The 23,236-nt window shown below is 62.0% G+C and carries 24 protein-coding genes and 1 pseudogene; 8 read left to right on the forward strand and 17 right to left on the reverse strand.

All coding sequences use genetic code 11. The features are described 5' to 3' along the window. Positions 1 to 57: 57 nt before the first annotated feature. The 12 genes from trbI to traI are packed head-to-tail and all read right to left on the reverse strand — an operon-like array spanning position 58 to position 10,234. On the reverse strand, positions 58 to 1,362 hold the full coding sequence (gene trbI, locus AX729_RS28960) for an IncP-type conjugal transfer protein TrbI (RefSeq protein ID WP_061027597.1): 1,305 nt from the start codon (positions 1,360 to 1,362) through the stop codon (positions 58 to 60). Positions 1,363 to 1,373: 11 nt separating this feature from the next. Continuing rightward, positions 1,374 to 1,805 (reverse strand): conjugal transfer protein TrbH, encoded by a 432-nt coding sequence (trbH, locus tag AX729_RS28965; protein ID WP_061027598.1) that lies wholly within the window; start codon positions 1,803 to 1,805, stop codon positions 1,374 to 1,376. 34 nt (positions 1,806 to 1,839) lie between these two features. Continuing rightward, positions 1,840 to 2,670, reverse strand: coding sequence for a P-type conjugative transfer protein TrbG (gene trbG, locus AX729_RS28970; RefSeq protein ID WP_082750791.1), 831 nt, complete (start codon positions 2,668 to 2,670; stop codon positions 1,840 to 1,842). A 17-nt stretch (positions 2,671 to 2,687) separates the two neighbouring features. Next, positions 2,688 to 3,353 (reverse strand): conjugal transfer protein TrbF, encoded by a 666-nt coding sequence (gene trbF / locus AX729_RS28975; protein WP_245325438.1) that lies wholly within the window; start codon positions 3,351 to 3,353, stop codon positions 2,688 to 2,690. Positions 3,354 to 3,367: 14 nt separating this feature from the next. Further along, a complete protein-coding gene (trbL, locus tag AX729_RS28980) occupies positions 3,368 to 4,543 on the reverse strand; it encodes a P-type conjugative transfer protein TrbL (RefSeq protein ID WP_082750792.1) in 1,176 nt (391 codons plus the stop codon). Beyond that, entirely contained in the window at positions 4,537 to 4,713 is a 177-nt protein-coding gene (trbK, locus tag AX729_RS38300; RefSeq protein ID WP_063817302.1) for an entry exclusion protein TrbK, read from the reverse strand. The genes trbL and trbK overlap by 7 nt, the downstream gene beginning before the upstream one ends. Then, the gene (gene trbJ / locus AX729_RS28985; RefSeq protein ID WP_061027600.1) at positions 4,707 to 5,522 is read right to left on the reverse strand and encodes a P-type conjugative transfer protein TrbJ; all 816 of its coding nucleotides are present in this window, start codon (positions 5,520 to 5,522) and stop codon (positions 4,707 to 4,709) included. The genes trbK and trbJ overlap by 7 nt, the downstream gene beginning before the upstream one ends. Further along, complete coding sequence (locus tag AX729_RS28990) at positions 5,488 to 7,947, reverse strand: conjugal transfer protein TrbE (protein WP_061027601.1); 2,460 nt, start codon at positions 7,945 to 7,947, stop codon at positions 5,488 to 5,490. The genes trbJ and AX729_RS28990 overlap by 35 nt, the downstream gene beginning before the upstream one ends. An 8-nt stretch (positions 7,948 to 7,955) precedes the next feature. Beyond that, positions 7,956 to 8,255 carry a conjugal transfer protein TrbD gene (locus tag AX729_RS28995; protein WP_061027602.1) on the reverse strand — a complete coding sequence of 100 codons (300 nt, stop codon included), beginning with the start codon at positions 8,253 to 8,255 and terminating at the stop codon, positions 7,956 to 7,958. After that, positions 8,248 to 8,637, reverse strand: a complete 390-nt coding sequence (locus AX729_RS29000) for a TrbC/VirB2 family protein (RefSeq protein ID WP_061027603.1) — start codon at positions 8,635 to 8,637, stop codon at positions 8,248 to 8,250. Before AX729_RS29000 ends, AX729_RS28995 begins: the two co-directional genes overlap by 8 nt. Next, positions 8,627 to 9,595: a P-type conjugative transfer ATPase TrbB gene (trbB, locus tag AX729_RS29005; RefSeq protein WP_061027604.1), complete on the reverse strand. Its 969-nt coding sequence runs from the start codon at positions 9,593 to 9,595 to the stop codon at positions 8,627 to 8,629. Before trbB ends, AX729_RS29000 begins: the two co-directional genes overlap by 11 nt. A gap of 15 nt (positions 9,596 to 9,610) precedes the next feature. Continuing rightward, positions 9,611 to 10,234, reverse strand: a complete 624-nt coding sequence (traI, locus tag AX729_RS29010; protein ID WP_061027605.1) for an acyl-homoserine-lactone synthase — start codon at positions 10,232 to 10,234, stop codon at positions 9,611 to 9,613. 387 nt (positions 10,235 to 10,621) lie between these two features. Here traI and repA point away from each other — a divergent pair, with 387 nt between their 5' ends. From repA to AX729_RS29030, 4 genes are all read left to right on the forward strand, one after another. After that, entirely contained in the window at positions 10,622 to 11,845 is a 1,224-nt protein-coding gene (gene repA, locus AX729_RS29015; RefSeq protein WP_061027622.1) for a plasmid partitioning protein RepA, read from the forward strand. After that, complete coding sequence (gene repB / locus AX729_RS29020; protein ID WP_245325439.1) at positions 11,842 to 12,891, forward strand: plasmid partitioning protein RepB; 1,050 nt, start codon at positions 11,842 to 11,844, stop codon at positions 12,889 to 12,891. Before repA ends, repB begins: the two co-directional genes overlap by 4 nt. 249 nt (positions 12,892 to 13,140) lie before the next feature. Continuing rightward, on the forward strand, positions 13,141 to 14,412 hold the full coding sequence (gene repC / locus AX729_RS29025) for a plasmid replication protein RepC (protein ID WP_245325440.1): 1,272 nt from the start codon (positions 13,141 to 13,143) through the stop codon (positions 14,410 to 14,412). A gap of 192 nt (positions 14,413 to 14,604) precedes the next feature. Further along, positions 14,605 to 15,519 carry a DUF3991 and toprim domain-containing protein gene (locus tag AX729_RS29030; RefSeq protein ID WP_061027608.1) on the forward strand — a complete coding sequence of 305 codons (915 nt, stop codon included), beginning with the start codon at positions 14,605 to 14,607 and terminating at the stop codon, positions 15,517 to 15,519. Positions 15,520 to 15,771: 252 nt separating this feature from the next. Here AX729_RS29030 and AX729_RS29035 read toward each other — a convergent pair whose 3' ends face one another. Continuing rightward, entirely contained in the window at positions 15,772 to 16,686 is a 915-nt protein-coding gene (locus AX729_RS29035; RefSeq protein ID WP_061027609.1) for a recombinase family protein, read from the reverse strand. A 238-nt stretch (positions 16,687 to 16,924) separates the two neighbouring features. Between AX729_RS29035 and AX729_RS29040 the strand changes: the two genes are divergently transcribed. From AX729_RS29040 to AX729_RS29050, 3 genes are all read left to right on the forward strand, one after another. After that, positions 16,925 to 17,182 carry a FitA-like ribbon-helix-helix domain-containing protein gene (locus AX729_RS29040; RefSeq protein WP_061027623.1) on the forward strand — a complete coding sequence of 86 codons (258 nt, stop codon included), beginning with the start codon at positions 16,925 to 16,927 and terminating at the stop codon, positions 17,180 to 17,182. Further along, entirely contained in the window at positions 17,179 to 17,604 is a 426-nt protein-coding gene (locus AX729_RS29045) for a type II toxin-antitoxin system VapC family toxin (protein WP_061027610.1), read from the forward strand. Before AX729_RS29040 ends, AX729_RS29045 begins: the two co-directional genes overlap by 4 nt. 396 nt (positions 17,605 to 18,000) lie before the next feature. Further along, on the forward strand, positions 18,001 to 19,107 hold the full coding sequence (locus AX729_RS29050; RefSeq protein ID WP_061027611.1) for an RHE_PE00001 family protein: 1,107 nt from the start codon (positions 18,001 to 18,003) through the stop codon (positions 19,105 to 19,107). 152 nt (positions 19,108 to 19,259) lie between these two features. On the opposite strand, the gene AX729_RS29055 is transcribed toward AX729_RS29050, so the two are convergent. The 4 genes and pseudogenes from AX729_RS29055 to AX729_RS29070 all read right to left on the reverse strand — a co-directional run bounded on the left by AX729_RS29055 (position 19,260) and on the right by AX729_RS29070 (position 21,629). Further along, complete coding sequence (locus tag AX729_RS29055; RefSeq protein WP_061027612.1) at positions 19,260 to 19,640, reverse strand: hypothetical protein; 381 nt, start codon at positions 19,638 to 19,640, stop codon at positions 19,260 to 19,262. Positions 19,641 to 19,677: 37 nt separating this feature from the next. Further along, positions 19,678 to 19,956, reverse strand: a pseudogene (locus tag AX729_RS29060) (hypothetical protein); the annotation flags it as partial. A 49-nt stretch (positions 19,957 to 20,005) separates the two neighbouring features. Next, positions 20,006 to 21,043, reverse strand: a complete 1,038-nt coding sequence (locus tag AX729_RS29065) for a nucleotidyl transferase AbiEii/AbiGii toxin family protein (RefSeq protein WP_061027614.1) — start codon at positions 21,041 to 21,043, stop codon at positions 20,006 to 20,008. Beyond that, positions 21,036 to 21,629: a DUF6088 family protein gene (locus AX729_RS29070; protein WP_061027624.1), complete on the reverse strand. Its 594-nt coding sequence runs from the start codon at positions 21,627 to 21,629 to the stop codon at positions 21,036 to 21,038. Before AX729_RS29070 ends, AX729_RS29065 begins: the two co-directional genes overlap by 8 nt. A 670-nt stretch (positions 21,630 to 22,299) precedes the next feature. On the opposite strand from AX729_RS29070, the gene AX729_RS29075 reads away from it, so the two are divergent. Further along, complete coding sequence (locus AX729_RS29075) at positions 22,300 to 23,190, forward strand: DUF3991 domain-containing protein (RefSeq protein WP_061027615.1); 891 nt, start codon at positions 22,300 to 22,302, stop codon at positions 23,188 to 23,190. The last annotated feature ends 46 nt before the right edge of the window (positions 23,191 to 23,236 follow it).

Here is a 23,236-nt window from a genome sequence, read left to right on the forward strand (position 1 = left end):
CTCGGACCTGGCCCGAAAGCCAACCAGTTCCTTCTTCTTTCCGGTGTCGCGCTGACCTCAACCCTTATATGCGCCCGGGAATACGATATCCTGGTCGACGAGAACGTTGAACTGATAGCCCGGCCGGATTTCGAGTGTCGGCTGCACGTCGAGGTTCTTATTGATCGTGCGCTCAGCGATGCGCCCGAAAGTCTCCGCGAAATTCCGACGTGCCGCGTCCGACGCCGTTGTCTGGTTCGCTAATGTCGAATTCTGTGGAATCGCCATATCCATGCCCGTGCCGATGATCGCGAGCAGGATCGCCGAGCCGAACGTCTTGAAGTAGTGGTTGTCGACCTGGTCGTTGAACCCGCCATAGCCTTCGGCGTCCGTTCCAGCCATGCCGCCGATCTGGAGCGTCGAGCTGTTCGGGAAGATGATATCGGTCCATACGACGAGAACGCGGCTTTGGCCAAAGGAGACCTTGCTGTCGTAACGGCCCATCAGTTTCGTGCCCTGCGGAATGAGCAGACGATAGCCGGTGGCGCTATCGTAGACGTTCTGGCTCACCTGGGCGGTGATACGACCGGGAAGATCGGAATTGATGCCGGTGATCAGCGTGGCCGGAATGACCGACCCGCGCTTCAGCTCGAAATACGAGCGTGGAGCGACGACCTGGTTCGGAAGGTATCCGAGCTTCGCCAGGTCGGAATTGAAAAAGGATTCCTTCTTGGTCTGCCCGTTGGGATCGAGGTTTTGTCCATTGAGGCCGGCTTGAAGCGCCTGGCTATAGAGATCGCTTGCCGAGGACGATGGCGATGCCGCTATCGCGCCGGCCGAGGGCGTCGTCGCCGAAGAGGTGGCGGCTGCCGCCTTGATCTTCTGCGTGTCGATGGCGAGCGGCGAGTCGAGCGCAATGCTGACGGCCTGCAATCGCGCCATCCGCTGGCGCTGCCGCTCTCTCAACATTTGCTCCTGCCCTTCCCGGGCGAGGCGCGCCCGCCACGCTTCCTCGGATTCGAGTGAGCTTCCCCTCGGTTCAGCCGCCGCCGGCTGCGCGACGAAAGGATTCTGCGGCGCGGGCTGCGGTTCGCTGACCGGCGCAGGCATCGGCTGCGGCTGCTGGCCGTCGCCAATGATGCCGTCCGCGACGCCGCGTTTCATCTGGTCGGCGAAGGTCGTCGCTGGTGCGCCGCCCGACACGTTCGTATCGGGCTTCGAACCGAAGATGAGTCCTCGCGACATCAGCCCGTAAAAGATCACGGCGAGAAACAGCACGCCGAACACGACGGCGGCGATGATCGGAAGCCGGTTGAGACGCCGAATGTTCTGCGTCGGTCCCGAACCGCTTGGGCCGCCGCCGAGTTGCAGGGATTGCGTCATGTCCCCTCCCCTCAACCGCGCTTCATGACGGAGAGCGGGCTTGCCGGCTGTGCGCCGGCGGCCGTCGTGGAATAGACGCGCCCGATCTCGATCGATCCGGTCGACAGGCGAGCAAGGATCTGCCCGTCCACCGAGCCGAGAACATAGGCAAGGCGAATGGCGTTTGGATCTTTCGTGCCCTGGTCCGTCGTCACCGCGTAGCCCCAGCCACGCAGGGAAGCTTCAAGAGCCGAGCCGAAGGCGGACCCGTCCGGCTTCAGAACGATCGTCGCCTTGCCCTGGCCGATCTGTTCGGCAAGACGCGGCACGAGATCGGCCGCGACCGCCGAGGCGGCCGGCCCCGACAGCTCGGCCGGCGCGGTGCTCGCCACAAGGCCGTCGGTCCCGATGGTCGAGCATCCGGAAAGAAGGAGGGCGGCGAGGATGGCTGCGGCTGCGGGCATCCGGAAGGGGAAGAGGAAAGCACTGGCCACGGCGTCACCCTCCCCTCTGGATGGTGATTTTCTCTTGATGCCAGAAGCCGACGCCGGAAATCAGGATCGCCTTGTCGATTGCATAGTCGACGATCATCACGTTGCTCTTCATCCTGTAATTGACGATGCGGTTCTGGCCGCCCGAGACGACGAACAGGACCGGCGCGTCGCGCGAGGCGACTGACGCCGGAAACTGGATGTAGGTTTTCGTGCCGTCGCTATAGACGCGGGTCGGCCGCCAGCCGGCGCTGCCGGAAACCGAATAGCTGAAGTTCAACTGCTCGGCCGGGACGCCGCCGATCCCGCCGGCTTCGATCCGTGCGTTCAGGTCTGCGAGGCGCGAGGACACATCCTCCGGATATTCAAAGCCGACCCGGGCCATGTATTGCGTCGGGTGTGACTTGAGCTGGATGTGGTAGGTGCGCCGTGAGGTCGTCACCACCATGGAGGTGACGAGGCCGGACTCGGTCGGCTTGACGATGAGGTGGATCGCCTGGCCTCCGGTCGCGCCGGAGGTCGCGGGCTCGACCTTCCAGCGCACCGTGTCGCCGACGAGAACGTCGCGCACGATTTCGCCGCCATCGAGTTCGATGTCGCAGACCTGAAGCGGCGAGCAGACCACGGAAGGCTGAACCTCGCCGTAGAGGAAGATCACCTTGCCGTCAGCGCCGCGCGTCACGAGCCCGGCCCGGCCGCGCCACTGGCCGGAAATGTCCATGCCCTTCACCTCCTTGCCGGTCAGGCTCTGGGCGGCGCTCGGACGAAGGCCGGTGACGGATACAAGGGCGGTCGCGATCAGAAGGACAGCCCGGAATTTTGATCTTGTTGCAGTCATGGGTACGGGCGCGCCTTTCAGATCTGTGCGGTCCAGTCGAAGTCCTTGATGTAGAGCCCGATCGGATTGAGGCGGATCACGGCCTCATCCTGTGGCGGGATCAGCACGACGCTTGCCACGCCCCGGAAGCGTCGGGACGCCACTTCCTTGCCCTTCCGGTCGCGCTCATATTCGGTCCAGTCGATCTGGAACGATTGCGGCGAGAGCGGCACGACGTTGTTGACCTCGATCGCGACGGTCGCGGTCTTGGCTTTTTCAAAGGGCGAGCTCGAGCGGAACCAGGCGTTGACCTTCTCGGTCGCGGGGTCCGTGGTGCGCAGCATCGCGTAGACGCGGTCGATGTATTGTTTTTGTACGACGGTATCCGGCGTCACCGAGCGGAAGTTCGTGATGAAGCCCGCGAGCGTCGCGCGCACGACGCGGGGATCGGCATATTCGATCTGCGCTGGAAAGCCCGCATTGACTGCCGAGCCCAGCTTGTCGACCTCGACGATGTAGGGGACGAGCTTGACCTGCGTGCTCTGATAGAGCGCGTAGCTCGTGCTGATCAGCGCCAATCCAAGGCTCGTGATGCCGACAATGCGCCACGCCGTTGCGGCGCGGATGTAGGAGCCATAACGCTCAGTCCATTCCTGGCGGGCGGCGATGTAGGGATTTTCAGGTGATCTTGTTGAAGAGGCCAAGCGCGTTTCGTCCGTCATTTGTCGTGTTTCTCGGGTGGCGGGGTTGGCGAGCCGCTACTCCCCTTGTCGAGTTTGGCGTTGGCGAGGCCGAGCAGGGAACCGGCATAGGCGCCGGGTGCGCCGATCGCCTTGTCGCGGGCGGCCGAGGCGAGCGCGCCGCCGGCAGACGCCGCGCCGCGCAGTCCTGCCATTGCGGCGCCGCCGAACGACGAACCGCCTGCGCGCGCCGCGCTGAAGGCGGCCGCGCCGGCGCTCGCCCCGCCGACGCCGAGCGCCACGCCGCCGGCCGCGAAACTCGCAGCCTGCGATCCGTGACGGATCACCTCCATGCCGCCGCTGACCGATGCGCCTTGAACGACGCCCTGGACGATGGTCGGCACGTACATTGCGAGGATGAAGATAACGACGGCGATTCCGGCTACCGCGAGCGCGGTCTGATATTGGTCGCCGACCGTGCTGTCCTGCGCGAGCCCGATCAGCACGTCGGAGCCGATCTTGGCGATCATCACCAGCGACATGAGCTTCATGCCGACGGAGAAGGCGTATACGAGATAGCGGATCGCGAAGTCCTTGGTGAAGGACGAGCCGCCGAGGCCGAGCATGATCATGCCGGCCAGAAGCCCGACATACATCTCGACGAGCACCGCGAGGAAGATCGCCGCAACCAGCGAGAAGGCGATGACACTGACGATCATGGCGAGCGAGGCCGACAGCGCCAGCGCGTTATCCTGAAACACGCCGAAGGAGATCTTCTGCGACATGGCGGAAGCGACCGTCAGGCCGGCATTGAAGACGTTCGCCGGCGAGGCCGAGCCGGAGCCGCCACCGATCTCGAACAGGCTGTCCACGACCGCTTTGGCGAAACTCGGCCCCTGGGTCAGGACAAAGGCGAAGAAGCCGATGAACATGATCCGGCGCACCAGCTCGGCGAACCAGGCTTCGATGCTCGCCGCCTGAATGGCGAGCCAGACCGCGGCGATACCGACCTCAATGCCGGCCAGAATCCAGAACAGCGATTTCGCGGCGTTCGTGACCGTTGTTTCCCAGCCTTTCGCGGCTGTGACGACCTGATTCTCCACCGTGGTCAGTACGCTGCCGTCAGCGGCCACGGCCGGATGGATCGTCCACAGAACCAATCCCGCGACGGCGGCGACGGTCAGGATTTTCGAGGGGCGAAAGGAAGCTACCATCGCGGGCGCATCTCCTGACCGTTCTTCATGTCGTATTTCTGCGGCGTCTCGAAAAACTCCGTCGCGCGTGCACGTTCCTCGCTCGACGGGCTGACGACGAAAACCCAGATGCCGAGGACTGCCGCCGCGCCGACGCAGATCGCAATAATCAGGGCGGGGCGCCTCACCATCTCGGCCGCATCTCCTGTCCTCCGGACGTCGACGGCGCCGTCGAATTGAAGAATTCCTGCCGCCGCGCCTGCGATAGGTCTTTTTCCGATTGCTCGGACTGATACCAGGTCGCCATCATGGTCATCTGCTGCGAGACGAGCCCGCGCAGCTTCTGCATCTGCGCGACTTCCTGCGCCGCGATCTGGTGGCCGACCTGCAGGGCCTTCATCTGGCCGTCGGCGCTTTCCGACTGGGAGCGAAGCTGTGACATCGTCGATTCTTCGCTTGAGAATTGATCGGCGGTCAGTCCCGCGGCGCGCAGCGTGCCGCCGATCGTGTCGCGATTGGTCGAGGACCACGTCTGATAGCTCGACGAGAAACTGGCATTGTTCGGCAGGCTGGTCTTGAAGTCGCTGTAGCTCTGGAAGCGCTGCTTCAGCACATCGTCGATATTGCCCATCGAGAAGGCGATGCCCTGTCCTTGGCTGACGATGTTGCGGAGCTGATTGAGATCGCTCTGAATCTGCCCCCAGATATGGCTCGGCAACTGTGCGGTGTTTTGCAGCATGTTGGTGTAGATTTTAAGTTGGTTCTGAATCTGTTCCGCGAGCTGGGTGATCTGCGTGATCTGGTTGTTCACCTGCTCGGCCGACTTGCCGACCAGCGAGATAAGTTCGCCATTGTTGAGCATCTGGGTGTACTCGGTGGCGCCCCCGGTCAGACCGCCACCTGCGAATGCGCTCCTGGTCATGAACGGCAGCGTGATCGCCGCGGCCGCCGCGCCGCGCAGAAATTCAAACCTGGTCATCGGCGAGTAGCGTTTCGGCATGCGCGATCCCCCTTGTCTGGAGCCAATGTGCCGGCCATACGGGGCCGTGTTCCGCCTTGAGTGCGGTGATGCGTTTGAGATCGTCGCGGCCGGCCGCCCCGACGAAGGAGAGAGCAACGGGCCCGAGCGCCATATCAAAGAGGCGCCGGCCATCGGGCGAGGTGACGTAATATTCGCGCTTCGGGATCGCGTTCGAGACGATCTCGACCTGCCGCTCATTGAATCCCAGGCGCTCATAGAACTCGCGGGTTCCCGGCTCGCGTGCCGCGCCGTTCGGCAAGCAGATCTTGGTCGGGCAGGATTCCTTCAGCACATCGATGATGCCGGAACGCTCGGCATCCGAGATCGACTGCGTGGCAAGCACGACCGCGCAATTGGCCTTGCGCAGCACCTTCAGCCATTCGCGGATCTTGTCGCGGAAGACGGGATGGCCGAGCATCAGCCACGCTTCATCGAGCATGATCAGGCTCGGCGCGCCGGTCAGGCGCTTCTCGATCCTCCGGAAGAGATAGGTGAGGACAGGCACGAGGCTGCGCTCGCCCATGTTCATCAGCTCTTCGATCTCGAAGGTCTGGAAACCGCCGAGCACGAGACCGTCGCGCTCGGCATCGAGCAAATGCCCCATCGGCCCGTCGACTGTGTAGTGGTGCAGCGCGTCCTTGATCTCGCGCATCTGAACCCCCGACACGAAATCCGACAGCGAGCGTCCGGGCGCTGCGGACATCAGCGAAACCTGCCGTGAGATGGCGTTGCGATGATCCGGAGTGACGGTGACGCCCTGCAGGACGACAAGCGTCTCGATCCATTCCGACGCCCAGGCGCGGTCGGCGTCGGTGCCGAGCTCCGCGAGCGGGCAGAAAGCGAGCTGAGGTCCCTCCCCTGCCCCGCCGCCGATCTCGTAGTGATCGCCGCCGGCCGCAAGTGTCAGCGGCATCAGAGAGCGGCCTTTGTCAAAGGCGAAGATCTGCGCGTCCTTGTAGCGGCGGAATTGCGCCGCGATCAGCGCCAGCAGCGTTGATTTGCCCGACCCTGTCGGCCCGAAGATCAGGCTGTGCCCGACATCGTCGACGTGGAGGTTCAGCCGGAATGGCGTGGAGCCGGAGGCGACCTGCATCAGCGGCGGCGAGCCCTTCGGATAGAACGGGCATGGCGCCACCGGGCTTCCTGACCACACCGAATTGAGCGGCAGCAGATCGGCGAGATTGCGGGTATGGATCAGCGGTTCGCGGATGTTCGCATACCAGTTGCCAGGCAACGAGCCGAGGAACGCCTCCGTCGCGTTGAGCGTCTCGATGCGCGCGCCGAAACCTTCCGCCTGGATGACGCGGCGAATGCCCTCGCATTTCTCGCGTAGCCGATCCGCATCGCGCTCCTGAAGCACGATGACCGGGGTATAATAGCCATAGGCGACGAGTTGCGACGCCGCCTCGGCGATCGCATCCTGCGTCTCAGCGACCATCGCCATCGCGTCCTGGTCGACCGAGCGCGACTGGGTCTGGAAGAGCTGGTCGAAGAAGGGCCTGACCTTCTGCTGCCACTTCTTGCGGGTGCGCTCGAGGCGTTCGCGCGCCTCGATCTCGTCGAGGAACATGAAGCGTGACGACCAGCGATAGGTCAGCGGCATCTGGTCGAGGATGTTCAGGATGCCCGGCCAGCTCTCGGCTGGCAGGCCGTCGATGGCCACGACGCCAACGAAACGCCCGTCGACCGTTGGCGTCAGCCCGTGCTCATATTCGGCGGTGACGAGCCAATCGAGGTACATCGGGACATCGGGCAGCCGGACCGGATGGTTTTCCCCGGTGATGCAGAAGCGGACGAACTGGAAGAGTTCGTCGTAGCGGGCGACACGCTCTCCACCGCGCTCGGTTGTTTCGCGTGTTCGCATGCGCTGGATCGACAGGAGGTTCGACAGATATTGCTCGATCTCGCGGACCGATGCCCTGAAATTGCCGAGCGCGGTGTCGGCGAAACTCGCTGTGCGGCTATCCTTGTCGGAATAGATGTATTTGGCGAGACCGGACTTGTGTCGCTCCGGCGGACGCCACGTCAGGATGAGCGCGTGCCGGCTCTCGTAGTGGCCTTTCTCCCGCTCGAAATGCGAACGGCGCTCCTCGTCGATCGCGCGCGTGACCGCATCAGGAAAATGCCCTGCCTGCCTTGCGGGATAGTGCGTCGTCGGAATGCGCAACGCCTCGACCTGGATCATCCAGCCGGAGCCGAGCCGGGCCAGGATGGCGTTGATCTGACGGGCGACGTCGTTGCGTTCGGCGTCGGTCGAACTCTCGCTGTCGGGGCCGGCGAAATACCAGCCGGCCATGAGCGAGCCGTCCTTGAGCAGGACGACGCCGTCATCGACCAGGCCGGCATAGGGCACGAGATCGGCGAAAGACGGACCGGAATGGCGAAAGGAACGCAGAGCAACCATACTGGACCTCAGAAACGCCGCCAGGGTGACGAAGTCGGGCGATAGTGCTGGCGGTAGCCGATATGCCGGATGTAGACGCGCCGCATCGCGGGATCGGCCTTCGCCATCATCCGCAAGAGCCCGACCGTGAACGTCCACATCAGCACGCCGAACAGCGCCGCATACCAGGTCAGAACCACGAAGATCAGAATGATCGCCGCAAGACCCGTCAGCAGGACGAGCTCGCGGTCGGCGCCCATCAGCAGGTTGGGGCGTGAGAGTGCGCGATGGATGCGCGAGCGTGCGAGCGTGGACCCGGCTTCAGCCATGAGCCCCCTCCCCTGTCCTGCTTCCGGGCGGAACGGGAGCACTATTTGATGCTGACGCTACCGTGCCAATCGACGCGCCGGTCGAGCCGAACAGGGCGACGATCTGCGTTGCGCCGAGAAGGATGCCGGCGACGAGCACGACATACATCAGTCGCCGCGCGAAATCATTGAGCTCGCCGCCGAAGATCAGCATGCCGCCGGCGACCGCGACGGCCGCGAGCGCGATGAAGCCGGCGACCGGGCCGGTGATGGATTTTTGGATCTGCTCGAGCGGACTTTCCCAAGGCAGGCTCCCGCCTGATGAGGCGAGCGCCGGGTGAGCGATCAGGAGGCCGAGCACGACCCCCAGAACCAGGCGGGTGGCAAGGCGTTCATGCGACATGGGCTTCCTCTTTCGGCAGGTAAGATTCGGTCTGGTAGCGGCCGTTGACGAAGCCGTTCACATGGAGAATGTCGCGCAGCGCACGGCCCCTCGCGGTGCGCTCAATCGAGACGATCAAGTCGACGGCTTCGCCGATTACCTCGCGCATCGGCTGTTGGCTGGCTTCGGCGGTCAGTTGCTCGAGCCGGCGCAACGCCGATTCTGCGGTGTTGGCGTGGACCGTGGCGACTCCTCCGGGATGGCCGGTGTTCCACGCCTTTAGGAGAGTGAGCGCCGCACCGTCGCGGACCTCGCCGACGATGATGCGATCGGGCCGGAGGCGCATGGTGCTCTTCAGGAGCCGCGCCATGTCGACGGTGTCGGACGTGTGGAGCGCGACAGCGTTTTCCGCCGGGCACTGGATCTCGGCGGTGTCCTCAAGAATCAGGACGCGATCGTCGGGCGCCGTTTCGCTGATTTCGGCGATGATTGCGTTTGCAAGCGTCGTTTTGCCCGAACCCGTTCCGCCGGAGATGACGATGTTGAGGCGCGAGGCGACGCCGTTGCGGATAATATCCGCCTGGCGTTCGGTCATCACACGCGTTTTCACATAGTCGTCGAGCGGGATCAGCCGTGACGCGCGTCGGCGGATGGTGAAGGTCGGCGCCTTCACGATGGGAGGCAACAACCCCTCGAAGCGGTGCCCGCCGATCGGAAGCTCCCCGGAGATAATCGGCTGCTCGCCGTCGGCCTCTGAATTGAGAGCATGGGCGACGCTGCCGATGACGATCTCCGCCGCGGCGCTGCTCATCTCTCCGGCCGCGGCCATGCCGTGACCGAGGCGCTCAATGTAGAGCCGGCCGTCCGGGTTGAGCATGATCTCGACCACGGAAGCGTCTTCGAGCGCGACACAAAGCTGGTCGCCGAGAGCTTCCTGCAGCTTGCGGATCAGACGTGGATGCGAGAGCAATTGCGTCATCGCGTGAGGTCCCCCTCAAGCCGCCTGCGGGAGCGGGTTGATCGAGGAGAAATAGCTGTCCGGGCGTACGCGCTCGAAGCTGGCTTCGTCCGTGGGAAGCACGCCGACCACGGCAGTCGTGTCACCGATCGGCTTGGGTACGCCGATCCGCGTCATCGGCCAGCCGGCCCGGCGCAGGATGCGCTCGATGCGGACATCGGTAACGGTGATGAGTTCGCGGTAGCCGTTCGCCATCGACCATTCGATGATCGCGGCGAACATGGTCCAGGTGGCGTCGTGAAGCGCCTGCCCTGCCCTCCCGGTGTCGATGGATGTGTCGACGCAGAAGCGCGAGCTCTCGATCATCGCTGCGTGCGGGTTGAACGCTCCCGATTCGACGAGTTCGGGAAACAACACCGACAGCAGCGTCGGTCCGGTCGCCGGCAGCAGTCGCGCGCAACCGGTGACCTGGTTGCTATCGGAAAGCGCGAGCACATAAGTCGGTCGGCAAGCATCGAACTCGTCCGCCTCGCGGCCATCCTTGACGACGACATCCCACTTCATGCGCTCGCCGAAAACGCGGGCGCGAAGTCTGTGCATCGAATCGAGAAGTGCGGCCGAATTACTATTCGTTTTGGATGAGACGGCGATGGCCCGCATGCGTATTGCTCCGAATCCGTGAAGGTCGGAGAACTAAAAGCCACCATCCGATGGCGGCTGCGACTAGCGAAATTATGAGTGAGATTCTCGGAATCGAGGGTGAGTCGGTGTCGTGAGAGCCCAAAAGGTCGTCGCCGGGCGGCGAATAGTGATCGTCTTACCCTAATAAAAATATGAGTGCTCTCGGTGCCGGTTGCTCGGTTCGCCGTGAAGCTATGGCATTGATTGCAATGCGCTAAACGCCGCAGACGGGCGGAGTCGATCCTGCCGTACGAGCACGTCGTTAAGTATCTGTTAACCAAATAGGATTTGACCGACCACAGGAATCGCGTAATCGTCATCCGACGTTTTTTCAGCGATTATCAGGAATTTTCCGTCGAGAGCGATATGACCGCAGTGAGAGCCTATAAATCCGATAGCGAGGAGTCGATCGCCAAGATCACGCGGCACTCGCATCTGCTCGCGGCGCAGCTCCAGTCCCTGCGATCACAGATGTACCCTCCCGAAGCGAAAAAGTCGCTGAAGACTTTTACCTCGCGCGAGGCCGCCGCAATGGTCGGGATCGCAGAGTCGACCTTGAGGCAAATGTCGCTGGACGGCGAGAGCGTGGCGCCCGAGCTTCATGGCAAGGACAATCGTCGCCGCGCCTATACGCTTACGCAAATCAACGAGATTCGGGCGCATCTCGCACAGAAGCGCCCGAAAGAAGCATTGAACTTCCTGCCGCGCCGGCGGCCCGGCGAAAAATTGCAGATCGTCGCCGTGGCCAATTTCAAGGGTGGTTCAGCAAAGACGACGACAACGGTCCATCTCGCGCATTTTCTTGCACTTCAGGGACTGCGCGTTCTCGCGATCGATCTTGATCCGCAGGCTTCTCTTTCGACAATGTTCGGGTTCCAGCCGGAATTGGACGTTGACGAGAATCAGACCGTCTATGGAGCAATCCGCTACGACGACAACCTGCGTGTTTCGCTCCGCGAAGTCATCCGAAAGACCTATTTCGACGGCATCGACCTCGTTCCGGGCAATCTTGAGCTCATGGAATACGAGCATGAGACGCCGCAGGCTATCGCTCGTGGCGAAGGCCGGGGTGAAGGCATGTTCTTTCGCCGGCTACGTTCCGTGATCAACAGTGTCGAAAGCGACTATGACGTCGTGTTGATCGACGCTCCTCCGCAGCTTGGATATCTGACGCTTGGCGCGCTTTACGCGGCTACGGCTCTCCTCGTAACGGTTCATCCGGCTATGCTCGACGTGTCGAGCATGAATCAGTTTCTCAAGATGACGAGCGACATCCTCCATGTCATCCAGGAGAACGGTGGCGACCTTAAGCACGATTTCATCCGATACGTGTTGACGCGGCACGATCCTCACGACGTTCCGCAGGTGAACATCGTAGCGCTCCTCCGATCGCTCTTTGGCGCGGATGTGCTGGCGCCGGTCGTGGTCGAAACGACCGCGATCGCGAACGCCGGGCTTGAGAAGAAGAGCCTCTACGAAATGGCGAGAGGCGCGGTTGGGCGGGACACTCTCAGTCGCGCGCTTGAATCCGTCGATGCGGTAAATCAGGAGGTCCTGAACCACCTCAAACATGTGTGGGGGCGGCCATGACGAACGCAAAGGACCGATCTAACCGGATGAAGAACCTGTTCGGCAATGTCGATCGCGCCGAGCTTGAGAAGCATATCCTCTCCCCGGTCGCCGACAAGTCGCGGACCCACGCCCCCGGTATGTCGGGGGCGGTCAAGTCGATGCAGCAGACTTTCTCGGCGGTCGAGGCAGAGAACGAACGGTTGCGCGCTCAGCTTCAGTCGGCCGAGGTTGCTGTTGAACTCGATCCGGCGAATGTCGACCCAGCCTTTGTGCGTGATCGCATGGAATTTGATGAGGATCCAGAGTTCCTTGATTTCGTTGAAGGCATCCGCAGGGAAGGTCAGAAGCTTCCTATCCTCGTCCGGCCATTGTCGGATCGCCCTGGGCGCTACCAGGTCGCCTACGGGCACAGACGCCATCGCGCATGCCAGATCCTTGGAATTCCTGTTCGGGCGATTGTCACGCCGCTTACGGACGAGGAACTTGTCGTTGCGCAAGGGATCGAGAACGCCGAGCGGGAAAATCCTTCGTTCATCGAGCAGGCTTTATATGCCAACGATCTTAAGAGGCGTGGGTTCTCGCGAGAAGTCATCGCCAGAGCGCTCGGTCGGAGCGAAGAAAAGGCCCTGCCCTACATTTCGATCCTGACGACGACCGCGAGTGCCATTCCCGAGGCGTTGGTCCGTAAGATCGGACCAGCCAAGTCGGCGGGTCGGCCGAAATGGGATAAGCTCGGCTCGTTCTTCAAGGATCAGAAGCTCCCGCCCGATCTGAATTCAGCCATCAATGGTTTGGTGGGGTCCGAGAAGTGGCAGGCACTTGGCTCTGACGACAGATTGGCTGCTGTGCTTCGAACGCTCGATCGGCCGATGCCGGCGAAGGAGCGGGCGGTCCAGGAAGTCGATCTCGGTGACGGTCTCATCGTCACGACGAAGAAGACGCCGAAGTCCACGCAGTTCTCAATTCCAGACGCTGCCGCCCCCGGATTGTCAGCTTGGTTACTCGAGCGACTGCCGGGGCTGGTGGATGAGTTCAAACGTTCAGAACAAGGGGCGAAGTCATGACCTGACACCTAGACAGGAAAAGGGCTCGCCGACTGCAATCGGCAAGCCCTTGGATCCCTGGCTAACAGAGCGGTTCGCTCCATCGGCATCAGCAGTGACAAACTGATTCTATGATGGAGTGCTTGCACAATCAAGCCCCGGTTTCCAGTCCGGGAATGATGTTGTGCGCCGATTTGCTGGCCTGTCTTTCACTCAAGTGATGGGAGCCGCAACCGAAAGGTCGCGGAACGGCTGGTTATGGCCCAATCTATGGAAATCGCGTCGTTCAGACGCATCACGCCGGGAATCCTTGCAAGCGCCCGCCTTGCGATGGCCAACGACATTCCTGAAACCTCGAAGGCAGAGGTCGCTATCATTCTCAAAAAGGCTGCGCCTATCTTGGGAATAGACGGCTCGACCTATCACATCATGGACATCCTGATCGGGCTATCCCGGGCGGACGATTGGAAGGGCGCCAACCGTCCGATCGTCGCGATCTCTAACGCCAAGCTCGCGGAATACACCTGCCGATCGGAGCGCCAGGTTACGCGTTGCATTCGGCGGCTCGTCGAGGCCGGTATCGTGGCTTATCGTGACAGCCCGACCGGCCGGCGCTTCGTCTATCGCGGCAAGGATGGAGATATTTCCAAGGGCTATGGGCTGGACTTCACGCCGGCCCGGGTTCGCATCAATGAGCTGAAGGCCCTCGTTAACGAGTTCCAGGCGCGGCTAAACAGCGAGCAGGAGGCGCGCAGGGCTGTCACGCGACTCTCTCGTGCGATTGTGGACGCATGCGAGGCTTATCCAGAGCATGCTGTGAGGTGGTCGGAAGAGCTTGAGCGCGTAAAGGGACTTGGCCTCGACCTGGAAGAAGAGGCCAAGGCGCTAGAGGAAGTGCACATCGGGATTGTGGCTGAAGTCACCGACGAATATGTGCAGCATGATATGTCAGCCGAGGGTGACATGAGGGTCACTCCTAATATTAATACAACCCCTCAAAACTCTTTTGAAAGTAAGGAAAAGCGGCCTCGCTCTGACGAGCGAGAAATTTCCCACTCAGCTTACGACCGCTACGCGGTCGATGCTTCAACCGAAAAAAAGTCTGAGCTGATTCGGCTGGAGGCGCACGCTTCGACCGGACGAAATCGGACCGGTTCGGTCGATGAAATTCAATCTTCCGTGCTGGCGTCGGTTTCGGTTGGATTGCTGCGCGCCGCGTGCCCGCAGGCCTGTGAGATGGCGGGAAAAGAATTCAGAAGTTGGCCCGAACTCGCCGCAGCCGCGCCGGTGATGCGGGTAATGATCGGTCTCTCGGAGGCGGGATGGGTGGATGGCGCAGGCAGGGTTGGGCGATACGCCGCAGCCGCAATCCTCGCCACCGTGCTCGAAAAGTCGGCTCGATTGCCGGATCAGATATCGAGTCCCGGCGGCTACTTCCGGGCAATGATCGATCGCGCTGTGGAGGGCCAGTTGCACCTGGAAAAGAGCTTGTTCGGACTGGCCGATGGCGCCTTCAAGCGAGGAGCGGGGGGCGCGCAATGAGAGAGGCGTCGAGGGTTACAGTTGTTACTCTTCCGCTACCGGGTATGGTATATGGCGGAACTTCGCCGACGGCTGAGCGCCCGCGGGAGATAGAAATAACCGTTATTTCAAGTGGTTGGCAGAAAGGGGTAACAACTGTAATCCCTCAAATGGCAAGGTCCGCGAAGCTCGGCATAATTTCAGGGGTACGGCATGCCCCGCTATGACATCGATAAGCTCAAAGCCACCGTCCCGTGCCCAGCGCTTCTCGAAACGAATGGGTGGAAGGTCGATCTGCGGGAGAGTACGCCAAAAGCTATCAAATATCGGCGCGGTGAAGGCGAAATCATCATAGTCGTCCATCAAGGAAGAGGGTGGTTTGACCCGACTTCGGAAGCCAAGGGCGACGTGTTTTCTCTTGCCCAGCGTCTCGGCTCGCCGGACTTCGCTTCCGCTGCAAAGGCAGTTGCTGAGCTGGTCGGCTTTGAGCCATCAGCTCCGGCCTGGCAGCGAAAGTCGAAACAATATTCGCCCGAGGCCATCACCAGTCGATGGTCGGATCGCGCGCTCCCGCGACCGGGCTCTCCGGCGTGGTCCTATTTGACCCTCACTCGAGCCATCCCCGAAGCGATTGTGTCAGCAGCAGTCGCTGCCGGCCGACTCCGTGAAGGCCCTATGGGATCCATTTGGGCGGGGCATTTCGACGCCTCCGGCATTGTTGTGGGCTGGGAGGAGCGCGGTCCAAATTGGCGTGGGTTCGCACGCGGTGGCGCGAAAGCGCTTTTCTCAATTGGAAGTGACAAGGCGCTTCGCCTTTGCGTCACCGAAGCGGCTATCGACGCGATGAGCCTTGCGGCTTTGGAAGAACACCGAGCCGATAGCACCTACGCCAGCACGGGGGGCGGTTGGGCGCCATCGACGGAAAGCCAGATCAGAGCATTCGCCTCCCGACCGGGCGCACAGATCGTCGCGGCTTCGGATGGCAACGACCAGGGGGATACTTATGCGGAGCGCCTCCGGCACATCGCAGCCGAAGCGGGGGCGCAATATCTCCGGCTCTGGCCGGAGGCCGAGGACTGGAATGAGTACATTCAGCAATCGCGCGCTGGGCAGACGTCGAACGATTGAATCAAGCTCTCGTGACGACTCGGTGCCATGAGGCGACTAGGATACCAATTCCGAAGTGTGAAGACGGATTGGGAAGATGCGAAAACCGGACATCTGTCGGGAGTGCGATCGCCGCGGCTCTCGATCGAGTCGAGGAACTGCGGCGTCATTGCGATCGGCCGCCTCGTGTCAGGGTCTTGACCATTTACGGTGACGGCTCTAGCGGCCTCACTATCCATGCCCCGGCCCAGAGCGAGAGCGCCCCGCGCCGGATCACGCCGTCGCAGAACTCTCGCGAACAAGGAGTCCCACTCTTTGGGCGCGATCGAGCAGATTCTTCACCGAGGACGGCGACCATTTGGAGCCGCCGCGCGGGGTCCGCTCATGTAGGCGCTCGAGCTGTACGGCGATATCGCGTACCGAATGTTCCGGGTTGGATGCCGCGATGCCGGCGACCAAGGTCATCAGCCGATCTTCCGGGAGGCGGGGAGGGGACTTCTTCAGCAAGCTCGCATCGGCGAGATGTTCCCTGACGAGCCATCGGACCGCCCGGCGCAATCGAGCCTCGGTCCACCGTGCTCCCTTCTGGTTCAGTACGCGGACGATATCGTCCCATGGATGGTCGGGACGCATCCGCCGAACCGTAGGAAGCCAGTCGTTCATCGTGGCCTGGACGCTCGTGCCATAGGCCGCCTGCCTAGCTGCGGCAGTTTTCGCCAGCGCGTCCGGCCGACGATCTCGCATGCCGGGATTACCTGGCAGCTTTCCCTTTTCTCGGGCGGCCGCGATCCCGGCCTTGGTGCGTTCGGAGATCAGTGCGCGTTCGAGCTGGGCGACGGCGCCGAGAACCTGAAGCGAAAACATGCCCTGCGGCGTGGAGGTGTCGATCGGGTCGCGCAGAGAGCGGAAATGTGCGCCTTTGGCGCTGAGATCCTCGATTACATCGAGAAGGTGGCTGACGGAACGGGCGAGGCGATCAAGCCGAACGACTACAAGTGTGTCGCCGGCGGCAATCTCGCGGAGGAGTTTCGTGAGGGCAGGGCGGGCGCGAGAGGCACCGGAACCATGCTCGCGTACGATGGTGTCGCAGCCGACAGCTCGCAACTCGATTTCTTGCGCTTCGGTGGCCTGTTCGTCGGTCGAAACGCGAGCGTAGCCGATTAATCTGCGTTGGTGCGACTTGCTCATACCAACTGTCCCGTTATCTCTCGACGGGCCGACCTGTCGATAGCGACGACATAGGCCGTGGATTGGTCGATGAAATCGCGAAATATCGACATGTCGCCCCAAAAAATTTCATTCGTGCCGCACGCGGCCACCTTGGCAGGGATGCGGCCTTCCAAAATTCGGCGCGGCCAGCCGTTGTTGCGTTGATAGCATGATGTTATATTGCAATCAACGCAAGCAGAACTGGAGCCACGAAGCAATGGCATCTATTACAATCCGAAACGTTCCAGAGGAGGTGCATCGCGCGATCCGGGTGCGAGCCGCGATGCACGGCCGCAGCGCTGAAGCTGAGATCCGTAGCATCCTCGAACAAGCCGCCAAGCCCGAAGGGCGACTGAAGCTCGGTTCTCTGCTGGCCTCCATTGCTCGCGAAGCGGGGGGGTTGAGCGACGCCGAGGCGGAGGGGTTCAACCAGCTTCGCGACAGAACACCGGCCGAGCCGATGAGCTTTGAATGATCGTTCTCGATACCAATGTAATTTCCGAGCTGTGGAAGGCCGAGCCAGATCCTAACGTGCTGTCCTGGATCGATGCGCAGATGGTTGAAACCCTCTATCTGTCCACGATTACGATAGCCGAGATTCGTTTTGGCCTGGCGGCAATGCCGGAAGGCAAGCGGCGTACGATCTACCGGGATCGCCTCGAGAAGGAGGTCTTGCCAGCTTTCTCAGGTCGCATCTTGTCCTTTGATCTCGAAGCCTCGCGCGCGTACGCTGAGTTGATGGCGCGGGCAAAGGAAGCTGGTAAAGCCATCGGCAAAGCGGACGGCTACATCGCTGCCACAGCGGTCGCGCACGCCTTGATGGTCGCTACACGCGACATCAGTCCGTTCGTGGCTGCTGGTCTTAACGTTATCAATCCTTGGGACCCGACGCGATGATGGCGCTCGGACCAGGCCGGCGCGTAGCACATCGGTCGATCGACGCTGATTGGCCAGCATCTCGGGCGAATGTGGGTGCCTGTGTCGGGCTTTTGCGCTGATCCATTGGCCGGAGTTCCGCATTTTTCCTTCCCGGAAGCCGGTCTGTTCAAATGCAGAAGTTACTAGCAAACGATCGTTTGTAAACGTCCCTAGGGGACTTTCAGTGCGTTCGACCGCGAGAAAAGTCCCACGAAATCAGCATCTTTCGCCGCTCTAGTGTTCGCTTGCGACCAGCCTGTTCAATCACGGCGGCAGTTCGACACTCTATTGTACGCGCGCGCGAGAAAGATAGGTGTATGACGGAAGCAAAAGGCATGATAGCTTCCGTATAAGGAATAAAATAGCGAAATACCAATGAGTTATGATATCGGCGATTTGGCTATCCAGAGCCTGCTTCCGGCCCTCGTGCGAGCCGAGGATCAGTTGGCTCGCCTTGACGAAATTGTGCACCGGAGCACGGTCGGGGCAGGGGTCGTCCAGCGCGGGCATTTCTTCGACTCTGCCGCCAGCATGTGGATCTCGGGTCAGCTTGTTCACGTCGAGGACCTGGTTCTCCACGACGCCAATATGGACATTCGAACTCCCACTCATGAGCTTACGCTTGCCCACGCGATATTGCGTGCTCGGCGGCGGATTGCCGGAGCGGACCCGGATTGGGCGCTCAGCGAGGCAGGGATCGCGACCCTGGCCGGCGTCGCGCCGATCGCATCTCCTCTCGATGAGGATGCCCACCGCGAGGTGGAGATCGAGATGCACGATGATGACGATCAGCTTGCCAGCGAGTTCGCGGCCATTGATGCCATCCTCGACCGTTCACGGCGCGTCATCGATGGGCTTGAAGCGGAAAGGTCGGCTGCCCCTGTGGTCCGATCGTCACTCGTCGTCGGCGACCTTGTGATCCGGGATTCGGATTGGGATGAGCAGGAGCGACTGACGGAATTCAGGAAGGTCATGAAGCAGGTCGAGATGTTGCCGCCGGCGCTCGCGGCGGCTGTTCTCTTCGATGCCTGGGAAACGCTTGAGCCGATACAGCGGCAGCACGGCCTGGGAGGTCAGCTCGTGAGCGCCTATCTCCGGGCGCGGCGCAAGGTCACGTCGCATGTTCCGACCTTCAACATCGGATTGAAGGCCGTGCCGCGAGAGCGACGGCGCGCCCACGCCCGATCGACGCGATTGTCTGCTTTTCTCGAAGCGATGGCTGCGGCGGCAGACTTCGGGATGAAGGAGGTCTATCGGCTCTCTCAGGCCCGCGATCAGATGGAACGCAAACTGCGCGGCCGCCGATCCAGCAGCAGCTTGCCTGCCGTCATGGATCTCGTGCTGACCCACCCGATCGTCTCGGCACCGATGATCGCCAAGGCAGCACGGGTAACGACGCGGGGTGCCCTGAATTTGATTGGGGAACTTGGCGTGCGGGAAATGACGGGGAGGGGCCGCTATCGGGCCTGGGGCGTCATCTAAATGGAGGAGGTCGTTGGAGGCACGGCTGGGGCGCCGTTGTTCCGGTGACTTTCATATAATTCACTTATTTCATATGTTGCATTTAAGCGTCGTTAAAGGACTTCTGGGTCTGCTGGGCTTTGACGCATCTTTTTCAAGCGCGTGGGCGAACGTCAGGGGCTGAAGATCCGGTCGATGGCGGCACCATCGACGCCACCCATCTGGGTCGCAGGTCCGGCCTTTATCTCGAGGCGAGAGTCGGCCGTGACGATGAAATCGACCAACACATGATCGCCTGGAGACGAAGCCTCGACCGCCGACCTGATCACCTTGCGCAGCACACGCCCGAGTTCGGTCGACCGGACCGCGTGACCGTCCTTGAGCAGCGGTACGCGAAGCGCACATTGAATCCTGCGTTGAACGTTGCTTCGGATCAGCTCCCGCGTCGCCCGTGACTTCGCGAAGTCGCCGAGTGCCTCGATGAGCTCCTTGGCATCAGGCGTGCTCGGTGAGTGCAACGTGAGCAGTTCTACAAGGCCGGTCTGAACAGTCATAGCGCTCCTATACCATTTCGAGCGTAAGTCGCCGATGTCAGAATCCGTATCGTTCGTCGGCCCATCGCAGCAACACCTTGGCGTTCTGGTCCGGGAGCCGCACGCGCGCCTCGCGCAACCCTTGGGCGATGGCTTCACCGACCTCCGGTTCGACCCTGTTGCCGTGCGTCATCAGGAAGAACCAGGCGAATGGAAGTCGTGCCTCGCGGTCAATCGCCTCGATGCGACCCATCAGCATGTGGACGGACAACTCCGCGGCCGCCAACTTCTCCGCCGGCAGGTGCAGCGGGCGGGTGATGAATCCGATCTCGTGCTGATGGATCGAATCGAACTGATGTCCTTACTCCCCAGCGGACAGCCTTGAGTTAGCTGTTGACCGTTTCTTGAAGCGCGGCAATTTTTGCCAGTATGTCGTCGAATGACGGCGGCGTCTGGTCAAACATCATCGGCGCCATCGCCCGGTAATCGGCTCGCAAGTCTTTGACCCGTGTTGCGTCCGGCATCAGCAGGAGCGTGCCTGGCCGAGCAGTTTCGTAGCTGGCCCAGCCCGAACGGAAGAAGGTGGCTTTGTGCTTTGCCACCTGCGCCAGCAGATCGAAGTCGGCCGCAGCGGCATGGCCCTCGTCCGTGTCGAGGAGCATGGCAAGGTCGTAATAGTGCCGCGAGAAATATTGTGGTGTTGGCGACTCGTCTGGCCGATGCGCTTCCGCATGGAGCGCCGTCGCCTTTTCCCAGAAGGTGCGCCGTGCTGATAGCACGGTCACACTGGTGTCAGGCTTATCGAAGAAATCGGGATAGTCGTCGGCCGTATAGGGGCGGATCGTCTTCTCCTCGGTTGGCCAGGGATCGCCGCGCGCGCCGAGTTCGAGCTTCACGTGCGGCGTGATGTAGGCCATGCCCTCATATTCTGTGGTGAACAGCGCCGTCGGGTAGCGGAAGTTGATGGTCTGCGCGTCGCCGGCATCGATCTCCAACGTCCACTCGCGGTTGGCCGGTTCGCCAAGCTGTTCGACGATCGCGGCGCGGAGCGCCGGGAAAAGTCTTTCGGCAATGTGACGCTCGACGTCACCGACCAGGTCGTCGATCAGCCGGGCCGACTGTTTCCTGCTGATCCCCTCCTTTTCGGGATCGCGCTCGCCGGTATAGCCCAGTTCGGCGCGATCGAACGACAGGTCGATGTCCTCGGAGAAGCGGCGGATGGCGCCGAACGCCTTCGAGAGCGATGTGCCACCCTTGAAAACGAGGGTCGCCGTCGTCCCTTTCGGCAGACCGAAAAGGCGCCTCAAGGTCCAGCAGACCCAGAAGTCCTTTTCGATGATCGTGTCGGCGATGCCGCGGCCGGCGCTGGTCTCCCCGAACAGGGCAGCGCGATCATTGGCAGGGAGACAGGCGACCTTATCCATCGATATCGACCATCGCCGCGTTGGCGATTGAGACCAGAGTCGGTCGCATCCAGGCGGGCGCCTGAACGGCGGTCGAGGCCAGCGTCTTCTTATCGGTGGCCGAGAGCCGGTGCGCGGCGACCTGCGCGACGTCGGCAGCACGCACGGGGCCGACATGGCGAAGGGCCTGAACGACGGTACCGGCGGGGCTGCCCGGCGCAATCAGATGCTTTGGCGACGCGTGGCGAAGATCGACCACGCGCTTCCCGAGCACGACGCGTCGTGACGGACCATCGGTCAGATAGGTGCTCTTGGCTGGAATTTGTGTCGAGAGGCCCAGCGCGTTCGCTGCCCGCGCGCCGGAGATCTGGACCTGCGAGCCGGTCTCCCGGGCGAGCGCTTGGGCGACATCATCGGGAGCGGGCGAGAGCGGACCGAGCTTCGGATGCAGCTTGGGGAAGTCATAGAGCCCACGTGCGAGACGCCGAAGTTGGCCACTCTTAACCAGCCGGGAAAGGGCTTGGTCGACCGCGGAGCGAGCGGCGACGGTGAGGAAGTCGTTGGGCGTGAAGACGCTGCCGCGTCCGCTCGCGCGGACACGCTTCATCATTCTGTCGGGAACAGAAGCGGCTATCATCTTCATGTGTCAGAAAATAACGTATCTTTTTCTGACATTCAAGGCGTCACGCTTTGAGCGCCACGTGCCCATGTTGGGCGCCCGATATTTACTATGACGATAAAGGCATGTGCGATGCCGTGGCGGAACGCCGGTTTTGCCCCAGCGTCAGACAGGGGGCCCGCTGCAGGTTCCTCGTTGATGCAGCGATCCCGGCGTCCTTTTTCGGTCCGAGCCCGACCGGCACGGTGTCGCCGCGTCGAGCGCCGACCAATGCGGCTCTCCCGACCCGCCGTACCCAGCTCGCACAGATCTTCATGATGCCCGTCAAGCTCTTCCGTTCGGACGACGGTTACGGCGTTCTGCAGGCGCGGAGTTCGATGACGGCGAAGTCGAGACCCTCGCCGAATACGACCCGTTCGACGGCAGACCGGCTCATTGAGCCGGCTCTTTTCCTTCCGGAGGTGTCGCTTGCGAGCGGCAGGCGGCAAGGGAAGCTGCGCCGCGGCCGGCCGGCTGGGCTCGGCGCACTGCTTTTTTCGTCAGTTGCCGGCCGCGCCCTTGTCCCCTTTGCTCTTCGCGGTGTCCGGACAGGGCTCCGCGAGATGCGGGGAAAGGAAAAGGCAAGGAAAGGCGGACGCGAGGGCGTGCCGGCAAGGCTATGGAAAAGAGTGAACTGGAAGAACTACGGGACCGCGTAAATTGCGCCGCCGTCCTGGAGAAGGCCGGCTTTGCGATCGACCTGAAGGAGAGCACGCGAAAGGCGGTCAAATATCGCCGCGGCGGCCAGATCGTCATTGTCATCCACGAGGGCAGGGGATGGTTTGACCCTTTGAGCGATGCCAAGGGCGATGTGTTCAGCCTGGTCGAGCATATCGACCGCGTGCCCTTCGTCGAGGTTCTCGAGCGCGTCGCGTCACTGGTCGGCTTCGTGCCGAAGGAGCCCGTCTGGACGCGGCCCGCGCGTGAGCCCGAGTCGGTCGCTTCTATCCCCGACCGATGGTCAAAGCGCCGGAAGCCATGGCCGGGATCGCTGACCTGGCGTTATCTCAATGATGCACGCTCCCTTTCGGAGGCCGTCATCCGCACCGCGACCAGACATGACCTTGTGCGAGAAGGTCCGCGTGGCAGCATGTGGGCCGCGCATAGGGACGTCGCCGGCGTTGTCACCGGCTGGGAGGAACGCGGTCCCGAATGGCGTGGCTTCGCAACCGGCGGCGCGAAAGTGCTCTTCCGTTTCGGTCCCGCTCATGCCTTGCGCCTCTGCGTCACCGAAGCCGCGATCGACGCGTTGAGCCTCGCCGCTCTGGAGCGCATGCGCATCGACAGTGTCTATCTCAGCACTGGCGGAGGCTGGGCGCCGGCGACGGACGCGGCGATTCGCGCGCTCGCGGCGCGCGAGGGCGCGCTGCTGGTTGCGGCGACCGACAACAACGCGCAGGGCGAGGCCTACGCGGATCGTCTGTCGCGGATCGCGTGCGAAGTCTCGTGCGATTTCGAACGCCTCCGATCGACGGAGGTCGACTGGAACGCCGAGCTGAAGGGCCCCTGAACATTAAAGGGGCACAGATATACGGTAGAAAGTTCAGATCACGAAC

It is taken from the genome of Bradyrhizobium sp. CCH5-F6 (assembly GCF_001556045.1).
Classification (GTDB): Bacteria; Pseudomonadota; Alphaproteobacteria; order Rhizobiales; family Xanthobacteraceae; genus Bradyrhizobium.

Bases quoted from the DNA above. Each gene is read 5' to 3' on its own strand.
- trbI (WP_061027597.1), bottom strand. From the start codon at position 1,362: ATGACGCAATCCCTGCAACTCGGCGGCGGCCCAAGCGGTTCGGGACCG.
- trbH (WP_061027598.1), bottom strand. From the start codon at position 1,805: ATGCCCGCAGCCGCAGCCATCCTCGCCGCCCTCCTTCTTTCCGGATGC.
- trbG (WP_082750791.1), bottom strand. From the start codon at position 2,670: ATGACTGCAACAAGATCAAAATTCCGGGCTGTCCTTCTGATCGCGACC.
- trbL (WP_082750792.1), bottom strand. From the start codon at position 4,543: ATGGTAGCTTCCTTTCGCCCCTCGAAAATCCTGACCGTCGCCGCCGTC.
- trbK (WP_063817302.1), bottom strand. From the start codon at position 4,713: ATGGTGAGGCGCCCCGCCCTGATTATTGCGATCTGCGTCGGCGCGGCG.
- trbJ (WP_061027600.1), bottom strand. From the start codon at position 5,522: ATGCCGAAACGCTACTCGCCGATGACCAGGTTTGAATTTCTGCGCGGC.
- AX729_RS28990 (WP_061027601.1), bottom strand. From the start codon at position 7,947: ATGGTTGCTCTGCGTTCCTTTCGCCATTCCGGTCCGTCTTTCGCCGAT.
- AX729_RS28995 (WP_061027602.1), bottom strand. From the start codon at position 8,255: ATGGCTGAAGCCGGGTCCACGCTCGCACGCTCGCGCATCCATCGCGCA.
- AX729_RS29000 (WP_061027603.1), bottom strand. From the start codon at position 8,637: ATGTCGCATGAACGCCTTGCCACCCGCCTGGTTCTGGGGGTCGTGCTC.
- trbB (WP_061027604.1), bottom strand. From the start codon at position 9,595: ATGACGCAATTGCTCTCGCATCCACGTCTGATCCGCAAGCTGCAGGAA.
- traI (WP_061027605.1), bottom strand. From the start codon at position 10,234: ATGCGGGCCATCGCCGTCTCATCCAAAACGAATAGTAATTCGGCCGCA.
- repA (WP_061027622.1), top strand. From the start codon at position 10,622: ATGACCGCAGTGAGAGCCTATAAATCCGATAGCGAGGAGTCGATCGCC.
- repB (WP_245325439.1), top strand. From the start codon at position 11,842: ATGACGAACGCAAAGGACCGATCTAACCGGATGAAGAACCTGTTCGGC.
- repC (WP_245325440.1), top strand. From the start codon at position 13,141: ATGGAAATCGCGTCGTTCAGACGCATCACGCCGGGAATCCTTGCAAGC.
- AX729_RS29030 (WP_061027608.1), top strand. From the start codon at position 14,605: ATGCCCCGCTATGACATCGATAAGCTCAAAGCCACCGTCCCGTGCCCA.
- AX729_RS29035 (WP_061027609.1), bottom strand. From the start codon at position 16,686: ATGAGCAAGTCGCACCAACGCAGATTAATCGGCTACGCTCGCGTTTCG.
- AX729_RS29040 (WP_061027623.1), top strand. From the start codon at position 16,925: ATGGCATCTATTACAATCCGAAACGTTCCAGAGGAGGTGCATCGCGCG.
- AX729_RS29045 (WP_061027610.1), top strand. From the start codon at position 17,179: ATGATCGTTCTCGATACCAATGTAATTTCCGAGCTGTGGAAGGCCGAG.
- AX729_RS29050 (WP_061027611.1), top strand. From the start codon at position 18,001: ATGAGTTATGATATCGGCGATTTGGCTATCCAGAGCCTGCTTCCGGCC.
- AX729_RS29055 (WP_061027612.1), bottom strand. From the start codon at position 19,640: ATGACTGTTCAGACCGGCCTTGTAGAACTGCTCACGTTGCACTCACCG.
- AX729_RS29065 (WP_061027614.1), bottom strand. From the start codon at position 21,043: ATGGATAAGGTCGCCTGTCTCCCTGCCAATGATCGCGCTGCCCTGTTC.
- AX729_RS29070 (WP_061027624.1), bottom strand. From the start codon at position 21,629: ATGAAGCGTGTCCGCGCGAGCGGACGCGGCAGCGTCTTCACGCCCAAC.
- AX729_RS29075 (WP_061027615.1), top strand. From the start codon at position 22,300: ATGGAAAAGAGTGAACTGGAAGAACTACGGGACCGCGTAAATTGCGCC.